18 protein-coding genes and 1 tRNA gene are annotated in these 17,785 nt (G+C 41.6%); 13 read left to right on the top strand and 6 right to left on the bottom strand.

Features of this window, described 5'->3' with window-relative positions; all coding sequences use genetic code 11:
• Positions 1 to 431 precede the first annotated feature (431 nt).
• From ACQKCG_RS12520 to ACQKCG_RS12550, 7 genes are all read left to right on the top strand, one after another.
• Positions 432 to 1,451 carry a WG repeat-containing protein gene (locus tag ACQKCG_RS12520; protein ID WP_427585421.1) on the top strand — a complete coding sequence of 340 codons (1,020 nt, stop codon included), beginning with the start codon at positions 432 to 434 and terminating at the stop codon, positions 1,449 to 1,451.
• A gap of 97 nt (positions 1,452 to 1,548) precedes the next feature.
• A complete protein-coding gene (locus tag ACQKCG_RS12525) occupies positions 1,549 to 2,070 on the top strand; it encodes a hypothetical protein (RefSeq protein WP_427585422.1) in 522 nt (173 codons plus the stop codon).
• Positions 2,071 to 2,254: 184 nt separating this feature from the next.
• On the top strand, positions 2,255 to 2,452 hold the full coding sequence (locus ACQKCG_RS12530; protein ID WP_427585423.1) for a hypothetical protein: 198 nt from the start codon (positions 2,255 to 2,257) through the stop codon (positions 2,450 to 2,452).
• Between the two features lie 597 nt (positions 2,453 to 3,049).
• Positions 3,050 to 3,724, top strand: a complete 675-nt coding sequence (locus ACQKCG_RS12535; RefSeq protein WP_427585424.1) for a hypothetical protein — start codon at positions 3,050 to 3,052, stop codon at positions 3,722 to 3,724.
• A 50-nt stretch (positions 3,725 to 3,774) separates the two neighbouring features.
• Positions 3,775 to 4,227 (top strand): DUF1810 domain-containing protein, encoded by a 453-nt coding sequence (locus ACQKCG_RS12540; protein ID WP_299065604.1) that lies wholly within the window; start codon positions 3,775 to 3,777, stop codon positions 4,225 to 4,227.
• A 36-nt stretch (positions 4,228 to 4,263) separates the two neighbouring features.
• Complete coding sequence (locus ACQKCG_RS12545) at positions 4,264 to 5,508, top strand: PD-(D/E)XK nuclease family protein (protein WP_427585425.1); 1,245 nt, start codon at positions 4,264 to 4,266, stop codon at positions 5,506 to 5,508.
• A gap of 18 nt (positions 5,509 to 5,526) precedes the next feature.
• Positions 5,527 to 6,156 (top strand): hypothetical protein, encoded by a 630-nt coding sequence (locus ACQKCG_RS12550; RefSeq protein ID WP_201601944.1) that lies wholly within the window; start codon positions 5,527 to 5,529, stop codon positions 6,154 to 6,156.
• A gap of 81 nt (positions 6,157 to 6,237) precedes the next feature.
• Here the strand turns inward: ACQKCG_RS12550 and ACQKCG_RS12555 are convergent, their stop codons facing one another.
• From ACQKCG_RS12555 to ACQKCG_RS12570, 4 genes are read right to left on the bottom strand one after another with little or no spacing between them, the layout of a single operon-like run.
• Positions 6,238 to 6,582 carry a hypothetical protein gene (locus ACQKCG_RS12555; protein WP_427585426.1) on the bottom strand — a complete coding sequence of 115 codons (345 nt, stop codon included), beginning with the start codon at positions 6,580 to 6,582 and terminating at the stop codon, positions 6,238 to 6,240.
• Positions 6,569 to 6,862 carry a hypothetical protein gene (locus ACQKCG_RS12560; protein ID WP_379544589.1) on the bottom strand — a complete coding sequence of 98 codons (294 nt, stop codon included), beginning with the start codon at positions 6,860 to 6,862 and terminating at the stop codon, positions 6,569 to 6,571. The genes ACQKCG_RS12555 and ACQKCG_RS12560 overlap by 14 nt, the downstream gene beginning before the upstream one ends.
• Positions 6,859 to 8,103: an Arm DNA-binding domain-containing protein gene (locus ACQKCG_RS12565; RefSeq protein ID WP_379544588.1), complete on the bottom strand. Its 1,245-nt coding sequence runs from the start codon at positions 8,101 to 8,103 to the stop codon at positions 6,859 to 6,861. Before ACQKCG_RS12565 ends, ACQKCG_RS12560 begins: the two co-directional genes overlap by 4 nt.
• Positions 8,104 to 8,129: 26 nt before the next feature.
• On the bottom strand, positions 8,130 to 8,345 hold the full coding sequence (locus ACQKCG_RS12570) for a hypothetical protein (protein WP_045456309.1): 216 nt from the start codon (positions 8,343 to 8,345) through the stop codon (positions 8,130 to 8,132).
• Positions 8,346 to 8,533: 188 nt separating this feature from the next.
• Between ACQKCG_RS12570 and ACQKCG_RS12575 the strand changes: the two genes are divergently transcribed.
• Positions 8,534 to 8,704 (top strand): helix-turn-helix domain-containing protein, encoded by a 171-nt coding sequence (locus ACQKCG_RS12575; RefSeq protein ID WP_257020073.1) that lies wholly within the window; start codon positions 8,534 to 8,536, stop codon positions 8,702 to 8,704.
• 477 nt (positions 8,705 to 9,181) lie between these two features.
• On the opposite strand, the gene ACQKCG_RS12580 is transcribed toward ACQKCG_RS12575, so the two are convergent.
• Positions 9,182 to 9,256, bottom strand: a tRNA-Gly gene (locus ACQKCG_RS12580).
• 260 nt (positions 9,257 to 9,516) lie between these two features.
• Here ACQKCG_RS12580 and ACQKCG_RS12585 point away from each other — a divergent pair.
• The 3 genes from ACQKCG_RS12585 to ACQKCG_RS12595 all read left to right on the top strand — a co-directional run bounded on the left by ACQKCG_RS12585 (position 9,517) and on the right by ACQKCG_RS12595 (position 13,783).
• Positions 9,517 to 11,187, top strand: coding sequence for an alpha-keto acid decarboxylase family protein (locus ACQKCG_RS12585; protein WP_102078501.1), 1,671 nt, complete (start codon positions 9,517 to 9,519; stop codon positions 11,185 to 11,187).
• Positions 11,188 to 11,377: 190 nt separating this feature from the next.
• Positions 11,378 to 11,713: a GlpM family protein gene (locus ACQKCG_RS12590; RefSeq protein ID WP_414559401.1), complete on the top strand. Its 336-nt coding sequence runs from the start codon at positions 11,378 to 11,380 to the stop codon at positions 11,711 to 11,713.
• Between the two features lie 279 nt (positions 11,714 to 11,992).
• Positions 11,993 to 13,783, top strand: a complete 1,791-nt coding sequence (locus tag ACQKCG_RS12595) for a potassium/proton antiporter (RefSeq protein WP_427585427.1) — start codon at positions 11,993 to 11,995, stop codon at positions 13,781 to 13,783.
• Between the two features lie 16 nt (positions 13,784 to 13,799).
• On the opposite strand, the gene ACQKCG_RS12600 is transcribed toward ACQKCG_RS12595, so the two are convergent.
• Complete coding sequence (locus ACQKCG_RS12600; protein ID WP_227511139.1) at positions 13,800 to 14,702, bottom strand: LysR family transcriptional regulator; 903 nt, start codon at positions 14,700 to 14,702, stop codon at positions 13,800 to 13,802.
• A gap of 207 nt (positions 14,703 to 14,909) precedes the next feature.
• Between ACQKCG_RS12600 and speB the strand changes: the two genes are divergently transcribed.
• Positions 14,910 to 15,878, top strand: coding sequence for an agmatinase (gene speB, locus ACQKCG_RS12605; protein WP_427585428.1), 969 nt, complete (start codon positions 14,910 to 14,912; stop codon positions 15,876 to 15,878).
• 149 nt (positions 15,879 to 16,027) lie between these two features.
• The gene (locus ACQKCG_RS12610) at positions 16,028 to 17,749 is read left to right on the top strand and encodes a 5-guanidino-2-oxopentanoate decarboxylase (protein WP_424510200.1); all 1,722 of its coding nucleotides are present in this window, start codon (positions 16,028 to 16,030) and stop codon (positions 17,747 to 17,749) included.
• Positions 17,750 to 17,785 lie beyond the last annotated feature (36 nt).

The raw sequence follows: 17,785 nt of genomic DNA on the forward strand, positions 1-17,785 counted from the left end.
AAGCCCACCATCAAAAACATGCCTCAGCAGGGACAGGTAGCCACATTGTAAATAGTATCAATGAGTTACAATGTGGCTTATCCCGAACTGGGGTTATTTAATGTCTAATAGTGAGAAGCATCAAAATTTATACTGTGACTTTAGGTTCGCAAATGACAGTTATCTAAATAAAGTTTTCTCTTAAGTCGTAGTGAAGCCATAGTAAATCCTTACAAGGCACAAAAAAGGACACAACGATAACGTTGTGTCCTTTTTTGCGCCTTTAGATTCTTCGAGACTATTTAAAATTACTATATCGGATAACATATATATTGATAATTAAAATAAAGTTGACTACTATTGTTTATTAAATTGGTTATGTCTATTAGCTGTATTTCGTAGATATATTTGTGGATTACAGAGAGCGTTTATACCTTACAAATGAGATTTAAATGAAAAAAAACAATAGAAAAGTGGCAATGATATTGGGTCTATGTGCAGCGTTTGGCACAGGTAGTGCAACTGCTGGCTTACAAGCTTTTGAACTGGAGAATACGGAGCAACCTCAGTGTGGCTACAAAGATGACAGAGGAAAAGTCATCGTACCTGCAAAATATTATAGCTGTGGTAGTTTTTCTGAAGGTATGGCTCGTGTCGCGATCATGAAAATAGGTATGGTCAAAGGCTATGACGGCGGTGAGGACTACGAAGACTATCTGTACTGGCAAGGCTATATTAACGAAGCGGGTAAATTAGTCATACCTGTTGAGCATCAAGCACCGATGACTGGTGGCTATTACATTGATTTCCGAGATTTCCAAGAAGGGATGGTAGCCGCATACAAAGACGGTAAATACGGCTATATGAACAAGGTAGGGAAAATGACCATACCTTACTTATATCAGAGTGCCGGTGATTTTAATAATGGGCTAGCAGTGGTGAGTAAAAATGATAAATTTGGAGCAATTGATAAAACAGGTAAAACAGTCGTACCGTTTAAATTTAACTGGCTAGATGACTATTCAGAAGGATTGGCCAGATATAACACATCTACATTGGGTGATGAAGATAGCAAAACAGGTTTTGTAGACACCTCTGGCAAAATAGTGATAGCAGCCAAATGGGATGAGGCAATGGAGTTTTCAGAAGGACTGTCTGCTGTCAAGATTGGAGACTATAGAAGTGGTAAATGGGGCATTATTGAGAAAACAGGCAAGGTTGTTGTCCCACCAAAATATGATATGGCTTATATGGAGCCAATGGGGGATGCCGTAGATGTCGATGGTGGTCGCTATGAAAATGGGAAACTTGATGTCTATAACCTAAACACTAAAAGCGCTAATGCTTATGATAATGGCTACGAGAGTATCACGCGCTATACATTAGACCGCCAAGGAAAAGTGCTTTCCCAAAAAACCTATGTCGACTGGAATGATATAGACCAAGAACGCTATCCGCAAAACGATCAGTAATTTCTCACATCTATTCTTAAAAATGCATACTTACTGACATCTGAAAGTGAGCCGCGTAAAAAGTACTCAATTTATTTAAATTTATAGGAAAAATCTCATGTTCAAAAAGACAAGCCTGTTATTAGCAGCATCGATAATTATCTTAGGTCTATCCTCTACGGCTAATGCAGCACCTAAAACAAAATATGGTGTCACAGTGATTGAATGTGACTTTGATTATGAGGATGAGAAGTTTTGCACAGACAGTCGTTTGAAAAGCTATGCAACCGTTATGAAAGAGCGCAAGCCTAACTTCAATGGTAATCAGATTATCTATATTTTTGAAACCAATGCTACGGGGTATGTTAATAAAAAACCTTATCGTTTGGTTGTGATTGACCCTGCTAGTAAGACAGTAGTACCTTTTAGTTATTCGTTATCAGCGGCAACTGGATCAAATGGTAAGCCAATGATCGTTAATAAGAAAGGCGATACGATTGATTTTGATTTTAGTATTAAATCTAACCGCTTTTGTTTCTCAGGCAATATCGATGCTTATAGAATGTCTGACAGCTATGTAGATCAACCTTTTTGTTTTAAGTATGACAAAGCCCAAAAAGATATGGTAAGAGAGTATTAAGTTTTGTTGACCTAAAATAGTGCATAAGAGGTGATGGGCGAAACGTTCATCACCTTTTTATTTATAGAAAGCAACTCTGTGCTACTCATGTACCATTTAGATAATTTTATATCTTTATCTGGAAAATAAGTTTATAGGTAGTCAGATATACTAGCCTCTATGACAAACATATAGGCTTACCATCATGGCTTCTTCTCTTGACCATTGTCCTTTAAAAGAAACTCTTTCTATTGCACAGACCTGTGCAATTACATTTCTAGGTAATGCCAGTAATATCCTGCAGCAAGATGCCTTTTTAGACAGTTGGTATCAAGAAGATTTAGGGGTGATGGCAGTTACACCAGTTGTATCACCATTTTGTTTAGCAATGTTAGATAGCTAGGTGATAAATAGTGATTGTCTTTCTGCGAGATGTTATGGCCTCAATATTTCTTGACTGGAATATTAAGGGCCATCCATATATAACAATTTTGTTGAGAGGTATATTTGTTGGGTTAGTAATGATTTTTGGAGTGATGATGACACGATATTTTAATGAGGGAGCAGCTTTTTTAAGTTTGAATCAAGATATAAAGCTGTCCTTTATTTTTGGAACGTTGGTAGTATTATTTAACTTACTCATTGTTGTATTAAGAAAATTGTGGAAATACTTGTCGTTAGATCCTTGAATTAAAATTAATCTTTAATATCGTTTTTATAAACGGCGTACAGGTAACATCGGCAAACCCAATATCTACAACTTAGGCCGCTTCAACCTAACAGCAAGTACCAACACGAGTAGTGGCGGCTATACCACGGATATGCTGAATATCGAAACGGTTCAAAACAGTGCCAGCAGCAGTGATAAAAGCTCAGTGGAAAGACAGCACGGTTTTATATTGAACCATTGGAACAAAAGGCAGTTATTCTTGAGCGCCTAGAAAGTGGCATGCAGCTTTATAACCGTAATTAATGATTTCACTTTAAAAAGGAGCCGAGTATGACAGTAGATAGTAGTGTTAAAGATAAACAGGCTCTAAAAAGCGACATTAACGAAGAACGTAATGATGAGCTTCAGATAGAGCCCATACCTTTAGCTACTTTGTATAGGCCACAATCAGATAGCTACCTCTTGTCTGAGGTTGGGTTTATCGTTATCGAAGATGGTTGGGATGAACAGTCATTGCTAAATCTACAACAACAAGTCGGTTGCACATTGTTTGCGCTACAAACCACAAATAAGCAAATTGATAGATTCGAGGTAATAGACGGGATCATTATTTGCAAAGCGGATGAAGTCGAGCAGGTGATAAGCGTATTTGAATCGGTACTATATGATCGGGATAAGGTTGGTATAGATGTTAATGATATCAAAAGATCCTGCGGATCTGAAAAGACTGCTAAATTTATACATACTAGAATAACGGGCATGCCAGATTCAGAACAAGTAAAAAGTGCCGTTAATCATCTGCTCAATCAAATTCCTGAAGATCTTAGTATCCAGTATATGATGCTTGATATTGAAAGTGATAATAAATTATCTCTTGATGAGTTTTTTAGCGTCACAACTGCGGTTGAAAACCGAATTGCTGATGATTCAGAAGTGTTTTACGGCAATAGGATAATTGATAAACCTGAACATTGCTGGATGGGGGCGATATATGTGGCTGGTTAGCGTGGCAGGTAGGCAAACGCTCATTAATTAAAGTGCAAGGAGTGCAGAAAATGACAAAGATAGATAAAGATTTATTTGATGATTTTATCCAAGCTCAAGATACTATCTATTCACAAGTGATTGAAGAGCTGACCCAAGGTCGTAAGCGCACGCATTGGATGTGGTTTATCTTTCCACAGGTGAAAGGGTTAGGGCATAGCAAAATGTCTCGACGATTTGCAATAGAGAGTCTGGAGCAAGCGAAAGCGTATTTGCAGCATGAGGTGCTTGGAGCACGGTTGCTAGAATGTGCTGAATTATTACTGTTGCATCCTGACAAAAGCGCTTTAGATGTCTTTGGTTCACCGGATCACTTGAAGCTGCAATCCTCACTAACGTTATTTGCTTTTGCTGCTGGTAATAAGTGTGTATTTGAAAAACTCTTATATCAGTTCTTCGCTGGCAGTTATGATACAAACACTATCAATATGCTAAATCAAATCAATGACCAGCAATATAAGTAAATAAAACCGAGTGTGATTTTAAGAGGATAGATGAGTATGAGTACCGTGCAAAGTTTGATAAGTGATGTGAGCCAAAAGATTAACGCTTTAGAGACGGCGCAAGCACTCTATAGCCGCCAGCTTTCACCAGATTTTAGTACTTTTGATTATATCAATACCGATGAGTTAGGACTTAGTCGTATTTTAGCAGCTCTGCTTGATCCTAAAGGGAGTCATGCTCAGCAAGAAAGCTTTTTAAGATTATTTGTGGAGCATTGTTTGCCTGTTATATATAAAGACGATAACTGGCAGGTTTTTCTTAATAACCTTGAGAAAACAGAGGTTTTTCTTGAAGAAGTAACAGGGAAAAGTAACACCCAACGCCGTATGGATATTTACTTAAGATGTCAGGTAGGTGATCACAGCTATGGTATTTGTATTGAAAACAAACCTTATGCAGCAGATCAGCTTGACCAAATGAAAGATTATGCTATTGAACTTAAAAATAGGAAACACAAGCCTTGGCATCTTGTTTATCTAAACGAAGATAATGACGTACCAAGTGAAGATAGCGTTGATACTAAAACCTTAGAAGGTTGGATAACCAGCAATCAATATAGTCATCTTAGATTTAGCGGTCTGATTAGTTGGCTCAAAGCGTGTCAAGTAGAGTGTCAGAATTACAGCGTCAGTGAGTTTATTACACAGCTAACTAAGTTTATTCAAAAACATTTTATGGGAATAGAAGATATGAATGAAGACAACGCAATTTTAGATATCATTAAACAGAATGCAGCTACTATTGATGCCAGTATCAAGGTATCTAACACTGTAGATCGAATGAAGAAAGAGCTGATAGCTAAGCTAAAAATAGATTTATTAGCAAAATATAAAAAAACTGATTACGAATTAGATATTAGTTATATCGGTGATGGCAGAAGATACGAACAGATTAGATTCATAATTCCTGGCTATAATAAGGCATGGGTCTGCTTCGAGTTTGATAATGCAGAGTTTGATCGTCCAATCCTAGGAATTAAGTTCACTTCTGTAGAAGCCGCGAAAGCGTGTCCACATGCAGAAAGTATGAAAACGGTACTGAATACGATGCTAACTGATAAAAAAGTGAGCTCTTCTGCTCAGTGGCCTGCTTACTACTACTTTGATCCGCAAGACTGGAAAGGTTCGAGTGAGGCATGGTTAATGATAAATGAAGGCACGATGGCCGATAAAATCTTGGAAGAAATGGACACAGTGTTTCAGGTTTTAAATGATAACCATCTATTGAATGAAAAGTTATAATTATAAATGAGTATACCCATGAAATATCAGCTCGATAACTCGCAAATAGACGATACCCCTTGTGCTGCTTTATATCGATCAAACACAGAGTGTTTTCCACCAGCTATCATTGGTTGTTTTGTTATGAACGATGAATGGAGTGAGCAGGCACTGTTTGAGCTAAAACAGAAAGTAAAGGCTGATATTTTAGTAGGTTTACAAACAGATGATCATAACTATGAAAGCTTAGATATTGTAGAAGCAGTCATTAAGTGTCAGCCTAATGAAATAAATGATGTCGTCGAACTGCTTGATGTAGCTTCTGCAAGTACTATCATCGGCATAGATATGGCAGATGTTATAGACTTGCTTGAGTGTGGTAATTCCTTTCAGTTTGTGCACTCAAGTGCTACAGGTGAGGCTGAGTTAGATATGGTAAAAACAGCTACATACCAGCTAATTGGCCAACTTGAAAAAGCTTGTGATACCAAAGGGGTGTTGATTGGCATGGAGAGCGAGCAAAGCTTACCAATAGAAGCTTTTGCTTACATAGGAGATGCTGTCGAAGGATTATTATCTAATACTGGTGAGTCTATATATTATCGATCAAGTATGACTGATGAGCCTAACTCGTTTCAGTTAAAAGCGATATATGTTGAGGATTGCTAAGCCTTCGGCTTTACTTAAGCAAGGACTATAAATAAAAAGCCAAACAGCTTTGAGCTGTCTGGCTTTTTTGACGGTTAACACTCATTTATTTTCTTTATCTGTCCGCCATAAAGCATGTTCACATATCACGCATAACCAACTATCTTTTGCGCGCATATAACAAATATCAGCAGGTACTTCAATTGAACAAGCATAACCGCAATACTCACATACAACATCGTCCAAGTAGGCATAACACTGAGCAACTGTCTCAAAAAATACTTGAGGACTTACCTCATACTTCTCACAAAGCGTCTTCACATGTTTAATAAAGCCGCTTTTATTATCGTATGCCCAGTAATCCTCACATATTTTGATATCATATGGGCTCTGCGTCATATTAGGCTGAAGTTTTATACTCATCATATTCTCCTCAGTAGCTTCCATAGTCAGAGTACGGTAATAGCTCATAAAGCTCGATCTGAAGCTGACAACGCATATCCTCAACCACATAACCAAAACTTGCATCCAAGCGCTTCTGCACCCACACACGCATCGCCATATCATTATTAAAGCACCGCTTTACCCCTAGGAAGCGTGCTAGGTTATGACCAGATGAAATATATAACTCACGCATCAATGCATTAGCAATAAGGTTTGCATCTGTACTGATTGCACCATCAGGTTTAAACTCACCAAACAGCTCCTCATAATTGATGATTTTCATTGTGACGTCTCCTTGTCAGTTTGTGCATTCGTGATTAGTGTTTCAGCTCCAGAGCTATTCGATGCGCCTGTTAACTTCTCCTTACTCGCAAGTAGTAAGTTATCCATCGCTGAGCCATCTTGACGGGTAATATCAGGGACATAGCGGCTGTAGACCCGAAACAACATCTCCGTACTGCTATGACCCATCTGCCTAGCAATCCACTCAGGATTTTCACCAGCAGCTAACCAAAGCGTCGCTGCCGTGTGCCGAGTTTGATAAGCACGCCTATGTTTCAGACCGAGGAGGGCAAGGGTGGGCTTCCATATCCGCCTATTCACATTACGGTACTCCATCGGATTGCCTTGTGAATTGCAAAACACAAACTCAGACTTACCAAAGGTGCTTGCCTTCTGCTCTTGGAGGGCGTCATAGACCAGTTGTGACATCGCAATATCGCGCTGTGAGCCTAATGTCTTAGTCGGACCCATCTCCCCGTTTACCAATGCCCCTCTGATACTGATTTCACGCCGATCAAAGTTAATACAGTCCCACTTAAGCCCATCAATCTCACTGGTACGCATCCCTGTAAAAAAGCGGATAGTGTAGTAGGGTCTATAATCAGCACGAACATGCTTTAAAATCAGCCATACCTCGCTCAATGTAAACGGATTTACATCAGGACGAGCTTGCTTGAGATTCTTAATATTTTTATAAGGCATCTCAAACTCATGGCGATCTGACGCTTCTTCTAGTATCATACGAAGAAGTATCATAATCTGATTGATTCGTGCTACTGACAGACTTGACTGACCATCTTTACCGTAACGAACTTTGGCGAGAGAGCTACGGAAGGTCAGCAGGTCTGATTTTTTTATGGCATGTACCGCTTTGCCACCAAACGCAGGTAATAAGTACTTATTTAGAATAATCTTTGTCTTTTGCCGATAGCTCGGCCGCCATTCAATTTTCTTTTCCTCGTAAAAAATCTCTGCAAACTGCCCAAAGGTTGGATTACGACTGATACAAGCTTCTGCTCTATCAGCCAATGCCGTCATCTCCTGTGCTCGTTCACTCTTGGGAAAGTAAGCGGCATAGTCGAAAATACCTAGAGTGATTTCTGCTTCCATTTTTTCGATAATTTTAGCCAGCTTCTTTCGATTAGCTGGAGTGTCTGTGAGATTGGTTGTCTCACGGCAACGCATATTCATATATCGAAAATCTACGAATAGCTTGCCACGTCTCGCTCTTATTGAGGCCATTGTTTAGCTCCTTGCTTATGTAAAATTTACTGTAAGGCCATTCCGTTGATCGCACTCATGACAGGCTTACACATATCTTCTTCGATACGCTCCCATACATATAAAATCTTGCGACCACCGAAAGGGCGTATATAGTGGATGTTCTCGATTAAGACGGTATCCTTTAGTTGGTTACGGATAGTACGCGCATCGTATTTGATACGTTCGGCTAGTTCTTGAGTGGTGAGATAGGTCTGTGACATAATAGTTCTCCAGTCAGTATTAAATAGTTTTTAATAGACACTTTGTTGTTGCCAACGAGTACTATATTATCAGAAAAGTAGTCATTGGCAAGTACTTTTTACTTACCAATAAGGAATTTATTGTGATTTCATGTAACTTACCTGTTCTTTTGGCAGAAAGAAGGTTGCGTGTGGCAGATTTAGTGAGAATGACGGACATCAGTAAATCGACGCTACATAGGATCTATAATGATGATACGACTAGAATTGAGTTCGATACTTTGAGCAAGCTATGTAATGTATTAGAAGTAACGCCAGGGGATATTTTGAAGTATGTTCCAGATGAACTTGGTGAGGACGACTCTTCAGGAAAAGAGTGACTTAACTATCGCGATAACCGCTGATAGGGAATTTCTAGCTAAAGACTTATTAGGGCTAAAGCATACTTGTAGGGCTTAATAATTTCTATTGTTAGGTTGGAGTCATCATTTTTTAAGTGACGATTAGCTTTGAATACTATGGATCTTAGATACATTTCCAATAAATGAAGCATCTAAAAAACACATTTTTTGCTGAATTAAGGTTGGGTTCAAAAATCATCATAGTGCCAAATTTACTAGGTTAGGTGTCATGATGTTTTTTGAACCAAAAATAGCTAGGTTGTGGTCAGATACGTATATGCAGTTTTAGGGCAGGGCACGGTTTGGGCACCAAATGGGCACCGCACCGAAAATGAGCTTTTTGATTGAGTAGTTAGACTTAACTATATTCAAAAAGATATTTCGATAAATCTTCTACAAACCCTCGAAAATTGGACAAAAAAAAGCCTCACTGTTAAGTGAGGCTTTTTAAGTATTTGGAGCGGGAAAAGAGATTCGAACTCTCGACCCCAACCTTGGCAAGGTTATGCTCTACCACTGAGCTATTCCCGCTAATTATCAATTAACTATCGTCAGTTGATGAAGGCGTATTATACGCAGTTTTTTTTAGGTGTCAATACCTATGACGAAAAAAATTAAAGTTATTAAAATAGGCGTGTCTTCTGGCCATAGATATATGTTATAACGGTTTATTATAATATGTATTCCAAAAGCTTTGTAGTACATAAATAAGCTGGGACGCACTTTATAATTTAACCTCAATCACATTCACAATTATCAATACTTACAAAGATAAGTCATAAGGATAAAAAATGAGTCAACAATATACCATCGCTGATTATTTGTTTGATCGTGTCGCAGAAGCGGGTGCATCTGAGATATTTGGTGTCCCTGGTGATTTCAATTTAACTTTTTTGGATAACGTACTTGCTTCTGACAAGCTGCGCTGGGTAGGCAACACAAATGAGCTAAATGCTGGCTATGCTGCCGATGGCTATGCACGCGAGCGTGGGTTTGCCGCCATGGTGACGACTTTTGGCGTAGGCGAGCTGTCAGCGATTAACGCAACTGCAGGTTCTTTTGCTGAGTACGCGCCAGTGTTGCATATCGTCGGTGCACCAAGCACAGCGCTACAAGACTCAAAGCGCCGTATTCATCATTCGCTTGGTGATGGCGTATTCAATCATTTTATTAAGATGGTCGAGCCTGTGACGGTAGCACGAGCGCAGCTTACTCCTGAAAATGCTGCTTCAGAAATCGATAGAGTGATTCGCTTAATTCTCAAAAAGCATCGTCCAGGTTACCTATTGCTATCACCAGACGTTGCGCGCCAGCCTATTTATCCACCAACGACTAAGTTGATCGATAGCCAAGAAGATATTACTAGCCAAGCGGCATTATCAGATTTCAAGCAAGCACTAACCGAGTTTTTACCAAACAAAACCACGACACTAATGGCAGATTTGATGGTGCATCGTTTGGGCTTACAGTCACAGCTCAAAGCACTAATTGCTGATACCGATATTCCTTATACCACGTTATCTTGGGGCAAGACGTTGCTTGATGAAAATAGTGATCGTTGGGCAGGTACCTATGCTGGTGTTGCTTCGCGTCCAATTGTCAAAGATGCGGTAGAAAACTGCGAATGCCTCATCAAAGTAGGGGTGCAATATACTGACACTACTACCGCAGGGTTTAGCCAAGATATCAATGAAGATGTGGTCGTAGACTTGCATTATGAGCGTGCTTCTATCAGTGGTAAGAACTTTGCACCGATTGCGCTAAAAGATGCGTTGCAAGCCCTGCATGAAGTGATGACCTCTGGCATTAACATCGTGCCAAAACCTTTCTGTGAAGAAGTTAAGCCGCATGAACAAAAAGGTAAAGACAGTGAGGCTATCCGCCAAGATGATTTATGGCATATTATCGCTGACCGCTTAGATCACAATAATTTGGTGTTTTCTGAACAAGGGACAGCCTATTTTGGTATCAGTGATGTGCGTCTGCCAGAAGGGGTGACATCATATGGGCAGCCGATGTGGGGCTCAATTGGCTACACGTTGCCTGCCAGCTTGGGCGCGGCAATCGCATCGCCAGATAAACGCAGTGTGTTATTAATTGGGGACGGTTCAGCATTGTTGACTATTCAAGAGCTAGCGGTCATGATTCAAGAGCGTATCAATCCAGTCATCGTCCTAATCAATAACGATGGTTATACGGTAGAGCGTGCCATTCATGGCGAAAACCAATACTATAATGATATTCCTAAATGCGATTGGCAAATCATGCCGCGAGCGTTTGGCGCGACAGAAGCGAATAGCCTACTACTCAAAGCAGAGACGGCGGGCGAGCTAAAATCTGCTTTCGACAAAGCTGCTGCGACTACTGATAAGCTTATAATGATTGAGGTGATCGCAGACAAGCATGATATACCGCCATTGCTAGCAGACATCAGCGCGGCACTAAAGCCAAAAAAGGATTAAGCAATTCGTAGAAGCTTACTTAATAGAAGTAAATAGCCCCATTTAGCAACTTAGCTAAGTGGGGTTTTTGCATTTTTTTATCATACGGATTAATTAATCAGCGATTGCTCTTATGTCAGTTTGCAGACTTTAGTATCATGGCGGATTGGGCTACGTTCAGCCTTTATAATCAACAGGAGATGGACCCGTCGTGATTTGGTTAAAAATGCTTATCGGCGCCTTGATGGTACTGGCGATTCAAATGTTCGCCCAAACCCGATTTTTCTATTTGGCGGCGCTTGCGCCACTATTCCCCACTTTTACGTTAATCAGTCACTTTATCGTTGGTACTGAGCGTAGTCCCGCAGATTTAAAGGTCGCGTTGATATTCAGTATGCTTGGCGTCATACCGCATTTGATTTATACCTTTGTGGTGTTTTTTAGCATCAGTTATATGAGCTTATACAAAGCACTAATGCTAGGTGTGGTCGCTTGGACGATTGCGGCTGCGATTCTGGTACTGACATGGCAATACATTCAAGGTTAATTAATATTAAGACGTAAACTCTTTTAGCACAGCAATGGCATTTTGTGGGCTTCGCTTTAATATTTGAGCGTTTTCTCTTGAGGTCTTTTTTATTGATTTAGTATTGGCTGCTAGTTCTGATGGTGATGTTAATATCATCATAAATAATTGTCATTCATATTTTGAATAATGGCCGCTTATGATAGGCTCACTGGTGTAATATCTACTAACAGCAAGATAACGAAAACCCCATCGCAATCAATTACTATTCTTAATAATAAAAAATAGGGCTCAAAAAAAATGGATACCTTAAATATCCTGTATCTCGTAGGCGCAGTACTAATTTTCGCCAGTATCATGGCGAGTACATTATCGGCGCGCTTAGGCGTACCATTGTTGTTGCTGTTTTTGATAGTGGGTATGTTGGCAGGCGAGCAGGGTATCTTGGGTATTGAGTTTTCTCAATATGGGCTGGCCAATTTTGTGGGACAAGCGGCGCTGGCTTGTATCCTGTTAGATGGTGGTTTACGTACATCCTTTAAATCATTTCGAGTGGGTCTAAAACCTGCGATTACCTTGGCTACTTGGGGCGTGCTGGTCACGGTTTTGGTGCTCGGGGTATTTGTTACTTGGTTGCTCGATGTCGACTGGCGTTTTGGTCTATTGATGGCAGCGATTGTGGGCTCAACCGATGCGGCCGCTGTATTCTCTCTACTGCGTAATGGCGGGGTCAAGCTCAATGACCGCGTTCAAGCCACGCTCGAGTTAGAATCTGGTGCCAACGATCCCTTGGCCATTTTATTGGTGACGGGGTTAATTGCTCTAAACGTCGACCCTGCTGGTCAGACAGCATTTGGCTTTTTGGTCTTACTGTTTCAACAGTTGAGCTTTGGATTGGGCATGGGCTTGCTCTTTGGTTATTTGCTCTCTCGGTTATTACCCAAGATACATCTGGCAGAGGGCATGTATGCCATTTTGATACTCTCAGCGGGCTTGGCGGTATTTGCTGCGACCAACTTGATTGGCGGTAGTGGGTTTTTGGCGGTGTATCTCACAGGGGTGCTAATCGGCAACCACAAGGTGCGCTCGACAGAGCATGTCATGCGCGTGATGGACAGCTTTGCGTGGCTGTCGCAAGCGGTGTTGTTTGTGGTATTGGGGCTATTGGTCACGCCATCAAACGTTCTTAATGTCTGGCATTATTCGGTGGCGATAGCGGCGTTCATGATCTTCGTTGCCCGTCCTATCGCGGTCTATACTAGTGTGAAACCATTTAAATTTAAAGATCGAGAGATTGGGTTTATCTCTTGGGTTGGTCTGCGCGGTGCGGTGCCCATTACCCTTGCGATTTTGCCCGTCATGGCAGGGATAGATAACGCCTTTATGCTGTTTGATATTGCCTTTGGGGTTGTGGTGCTGTCACTGATTTTGCAAGGCACGACCATTCCTACTATGGCGAATTTATTTAAGGTACGTATTCCAACCAATAAAGATCCCAAAGAAGAACACGAGGTTTGGGTATCGGATAAGGCGAGTATTACTTTGTATGAGTTTGAGGCGCAATCAGGCGCATTTGCTATTGGGCGTCATCCTATGGGTATCTCCAAAGGTATCAATCCAGATGAAATCAGTGTCTTTGCGCTAGTCCGTAATCAGCAAATCGTAGTAGTCGATGACAATACAAAGCTAAAATTCGGCGACAGTGTCTGGTATGCGATGAGAGGTAATCACGCGAGCAAAATCGCCAAGATTTTCAATGACACGACACTAGATCGCAAAGCTATCGATGATTTCTATGGCGATTGGTTGCTATCACCGAGTGTTAAGCTTGGTGATTTGCCGTTTTTTACAGGAATCATGGCATCTGAGACATTGGTAAAAACACTGAAAACGTCCGATGAAGACAGCGCAAAAAACATGTGGGAGCAGACGGTGGCCGAGTACGTAAAATCACATTTAGGTACCGCGCCAGTGTCGGGCGATACCGTTGTGGTGAGTGACGAGTGGTCATTGGTCATCAAGGAAGTCGATGACAAAGGGAAGCTAAGAACCATTGGTCTAAAGTACCAACAACCGTCTGCAATAGTGTAATAAACCTAGTGGTATCTTATAATAAGTTCATCATTTTATTCAAAAAGTCAGCCGCTTGTTTAGGCTGATTTTCTCGATATGCCCAATGGTGCTCGACATCATAGCTTGCCTCATCAGGCAGTAGTATTTTCATCAGGCCCATACCCTCATAACGCTTCGCTAAATCACGCGGCAAGTAGCCAACATGGTGACCTGCAAGGATAAGCTGGGCTGTCGCCTCCATATGATAAGTAGTCGCGCTTAATGTCTTGGGGCGAATATGATTGATATGATGCTCTACCACATAGCCTCTTTTTATCCATGGATAGTTCTGTTCTAAATCTTCAAAAGTTAATCCTTCTGAGTTGTAAAATAATCTATGTTCGCGACCACAGCAGACCACTTGTTTTTCAACAAATGCTGGCTTAAAGGTCAGTAAAGGTGGAAAGCTGCCAAAGTATCCCACGCCAATGTCACTCTCATTACTTAAGAGCTTTTCTAACATGCTCTCAGGGCTTTGTACGTCGATAGAAAAGTGTATTAACGGGTTATTACGGTAGCTGTTGGCTAGACGTTGTCTAAGTGCATCATAAAAAAACTTGGGCATTTGATCAATCAAGCAAAGCCTGATGTGCCCGCCGTGAACTGAGTCTAATTGTTTAATATAATGCAGCTGATGTTGAAAGCTGGCGACTGATTCGGTAAAGCCCAAACATGCCTCGTAAACAGCGGCACCGTCCTCTGTTAGCTTAAATCCTGCTCGACCACGGTGACACAGCGTCATTCCTAAGCGATCTTCTAAGTGGGTTAAGTGTCCACTGATCACAGAAGTAGTGACATTCAAACGCGACTGGGCGGCCGTCACGCCTTGGCACTCTACGATAGCCATAAAGCTGCGTAGTGTTTTGATGTCTATCTTTATCAGTTCATCCAATATCAAAAGCAGCTCCTCATTTATCAATCAATATCATCTTTTAATCGATACTTCTTTTCATAAACTTCTGATAGTGACCTATAAGCGCACTTTACTACGAAAAAATAGAAGTTTACTTCTAAATTTTACCATGGTTCATGCTCTTATATTTATGTATTGTCAATGGTATGTAGCAAATTGTGTACTTTAATCAAATATAACAAGGAAGAACTTATGACGTTCAATCAACCATTAAGCGGCAATGAAATGCCAAGGTTTGGCGGTTTTGCTTCTATGATGCGCCTGCCAACGCAAGCCGATGCTGAAGGGCTAGATGTAGCATTTGTTGGTGTGCCTTTAGATATTGGTGCATCCAACCGTAGCGGTGCAAGATTGGGTCCTAGGCAGATTCGTGATGAGTCAAGAATGATTCGTCCCTACAATGTGGCCACTCGCGCTGCGCCCTTTGAGTCATTACAAGTCGCTGACATCGGCGATGTGCCTATCAATACATTCAACCTGCTAAAAAGCGTTGATATCATTGAAAAATTCTATACCGATAAAATCGTCAAACACGGCGCGATTCCTCTAACATTAGGCGGCGATCATACTATCGCGTTACCTATCCTACGTGCACTTGCCAAAAAACATGGTCCTGTCGGCATGGTACATATCGATGCTCATGCTGATATCAATGATGATATGTTTGGCGAAAAAATCGCTCATGGTACGCCGTTCCGCCGCGCTGTCGAAGAAAACCTCATCGATGGTAATCGTGTGGTGCAGATTGGTCTACGTGGTACAGGCTACAGCGCTGAAGAGTTTGACTGGTCAACTGAGCAAGGATTCCGTGTGGTACCTGCTGAAGAGTGTTGGTATAAGTCGCTAACACCGCTTATGGCTGAAGTACGCGAAAAGCTAGGCGATGGTCCTGTTTATTTGAGCTTCGATATCGACGGTATCGATCCGGCGTTTGCCCCAGGTACGGGCACTGCTGAAATCGGCGGTCTGACCTCTACTCAAGGTATCGAAATCATACGCGGTATGCGTGGCCTAGACGTGGTGGGCGGTGATTTGGTCGAAGTATCACCACCGTATGATCCATTTGGTAACACCTCGGTATTGGCGGCGAATTTATTGTTTGAGATGCTATGTATCCTGCCGGGCGTACGCTATGACGACAAGGTTAAAGCGGTTTACTAATCACCATCAATGATTACCTCTATAATGAGCAACCTTTGCAGCCAGTAATTAGTGACTAATAATCGGTATGAAAGAAAAAATACAAAGGTTGTTTTGAGGTATTGATAATTATCTGAATATTTAGCGAAATTTTTTAGGATGACTGACCCATGACCCAATTGACGCAAACGCCTTCTTCTTTGTCTGACACATCATCATTGACCTGTGGTGAGCTATTGGTGCAGTGGCTAGAATATTATGGTGTAGAGACCGTTTTTGGTATTCCTGGTGTACATACGGTAGAGCTGTATCGCGGCCTTCCAAATACCAATATTCGTCATGTGACGCCGCGTCATGAGCAAGGCGCTGGGTTTATGGCGGACGGCTACTATCGTGCCTCTGGTAAAATTGGGGTGTGTTTTATTATCACTGGCCCTGGTATGACCAATATCATGACGGCGATGGCACAGGCATTGGCTGATTCGATACCGATGCTAGTGATTTCTAGCGTCAACAAAGTCAAAGACACGGGTAGTGGCGAAGGGCATTTGCATGAATTGCATGATCAGCAAGGCATGATTAGCAAAGTAGCATTGACGAGTAAGACCATTTGGCAACCTGAATCGCTACCGAAGGTCATTGCAGAAGCTTTTGCCTTATTTAATGGGGCACGTCCTGGGCCAGTACATATTCAGCTGCCTATCGATATTATCACTGCTGATGCCAGTCATGTTGCTAAGCCGCCTAAGTTAGATGCTGTAGCAAATAGCGAAGCTGGTACAAATAATTTGAGCCTACCACAGGTCACAAGACCACTGCCGAATCCTGCGCAATTAGACCTAATCGTACAGTCATTAGAAACCGCGAAAAATCCTGTAATACTTTATGGGGGCGGCTGCGTCGATGTCGATCACGATGCACAGCGATTGGCAGAGCTGATAGATGCGCCAACGTTTTTGACGATTAATGCCAAAGGTTTGCTGCCACCTGGTCATCCATTAAGTTTAGGTAGTAACCAGTCGTTAGACGCAGGCCGCGCCGTGATTACCGAGGCCGACTGGGTGTTAGCGATTGGTACTGAGCTTGGCGAGACTGACTATGATGTGTTCTTTAATGGTGGGTTTAAGATAAATGGCACGCTAGTACGTATCGACTGTGATGCCCAGCAATTGCAGCGTCCATTTAGAGCAGATATCGCGGTACTGTCCGACGCGCAGATGGCGATTAATGGTTTATGCAGCCGCTTAGAAGGTCAGACATTCGACCATCAAGCACTGTCACGTGTCAATGAGGCAAAACAGGCTATCTTGAAGGATGTAACGACAGACTTTGCGGGACAAAATTCATTACTAAAGCTGATTAGAGATGAGGTAGAAGACGTCATTTTCGTTGGTGATTCAACGCAGCCTGTTTATAGCGGTAACCTTGGTCTTGAAGCCTTGGCGACGCGTAAATGGTTTAATTCATCGACGGGTTTCGGCACATTAGGTTATGGTTTGCCTGCTGCTATTGGGGCCATGGTTGGCTCAAATCTACCCGTCGTCAGTCTAATGGGTGATGGTGGTATTCAATTTACGATTGCCGAGCTTATCTGCGCAGCCGAGCTTGAGCTACCATTGATTGTTTTGCTATGGAACAACCAAGGCTACGGTGAGATTCGCCGTTATATGGAAGAGGGCGGCCTACCATTGATTGGCGTCAATATCAAAACGCCAAACTTTGAGCCATTAGCAGCAGGGTTTGGCGCTGGCTATCGTAGAATCACCGATAAGCAGCAATTGCTAGACGCATTAAAGACAGATACTAAAGGTAAACAACCAATCATTTATGAGATTGATGAAGCAGACGACTTTCTAAAAGAAATGGCTGAGACAGTAACTTATTTTAGTTAATAGTAATACGGTCTTTAATGCTACGGATAATCACGA

Origin of the sequence: Psychrobacter sp. NPDC078929, assembly GCF_050267985.1 — a bacterium.
Taxonomy (GTDB): domain Bacteria; phylum Pseudomonadota; class Gammaproteobacteria; order Pseudomonadales; family Moraxellaceae; genus Psychrobacter.

Coding starts and splice junctions, on each gene's coding strand:
- ACQKCG_RS12520 (WP_427585421.1), top strand. CDS start 432: ATGAAAAAAAACAATAGAAAAGTGGCAATGATATTGGGTCTATGTGCA.
- ACQKCG_RS12525 (WP_427585422.1), top strand. CDS start 1,549: ATGTTCAAAAAGACAAGCCTGTTATTAGCAGCATCGATAATTATCTTA.
- ACQKCG_RS12530 (WP_427585423.1), top strand. CDS start 2,255: ATGGCTTCTTCTCTTGACCATTGTCCTTTAAAAGAAACTCTTTCTATT.
- ACQKCG_RS12535 (WP_427585424.1), top strand. CDS start 3,050: ATGACAGTAGATAGTAGTGTTAAAGATAAACAGGCTCTAAAAAGCGAC.
- ACQKCG_RS12540 (WP_299065604.1), top strand. CDS start 3,775: ATGACAAAGATAGATAAAGATTTATTTGATGATTTTATCCAAGCTCAA.
- ACQKCG_RS12545 (WP_427585425.1), top strand. CDS start 4,264: ATGAGTACCGTGCAAAGTTTGATAAGTGATGTGAGCCAAAAGATTAAC.
- ACQKCG_RS12550 (WP_201601944.1), top strand. CDS start 5,527: ATGAAATATCAGCTCGATAACTCGCAAATAGACGATACCCCTTGTGCT.
- ACQKCG_RS12555 (WP_427585426.1), bottom strand. CDS start 6,582: ATGGAAGCTACTGAGGAGAATATGATGAGTATAAAACTTCAGCCTAAT.
- ACQKCG_RS12560 (WP_379544589.1), bottom strand. CDS start 6,862: ATGAAAATCATCAATTATGAGGAGCTGTTTGGTGAGTTTAAACCTGAT.
- ACQKCG_RS12565 (WP_379544588.1), bottom strand. CDS start 8,103: ATGGCCTCAATAAGAGCGAGACGTGGCAAGCTATTCGTAGATTTTCGA.
- ACQKCG_RS12570 (WP_045456309.1), bottom strand. CDS start 8,345: ATGTCACAGACCTATCTCACCACTCAAGAACTAGCCGAACGTATCAAA.
- ACQKCG_RS12575 (WP_257020073.1), top strand. CDS start 8,534: ATGACGGACATCAGTAAATCGACGCTACATAGGATCTATAATGATGAT.
- ACQKCG_RS12585 (WP_102078501.1), top strand. CDS start 9,517: ATGAGTCAACAATATACCATCGCTGATTATTTGTTTGATCGTGTCGCA.
- ACQKCG_RS12595 (WP_427585427.1), top strand. CDS start 11,993: ATGGATACCTTAAATATCCTGTATCTCGTAGGCGCAGTACTAATTTTC.
- speB (WP_427585428.1), top strand. CDS start 14,910: ATGACGTTCAATCAACCATTAAGCGGCAATGAAATGCCAAGGTTTGGC.
- ACQKCG_RS12610 (WP_424510200.1), top strand. CDS start 16,028: ATGACCCAATTGACGCAAACGCCTTCTTCTTTGTCTGACACATCATCA.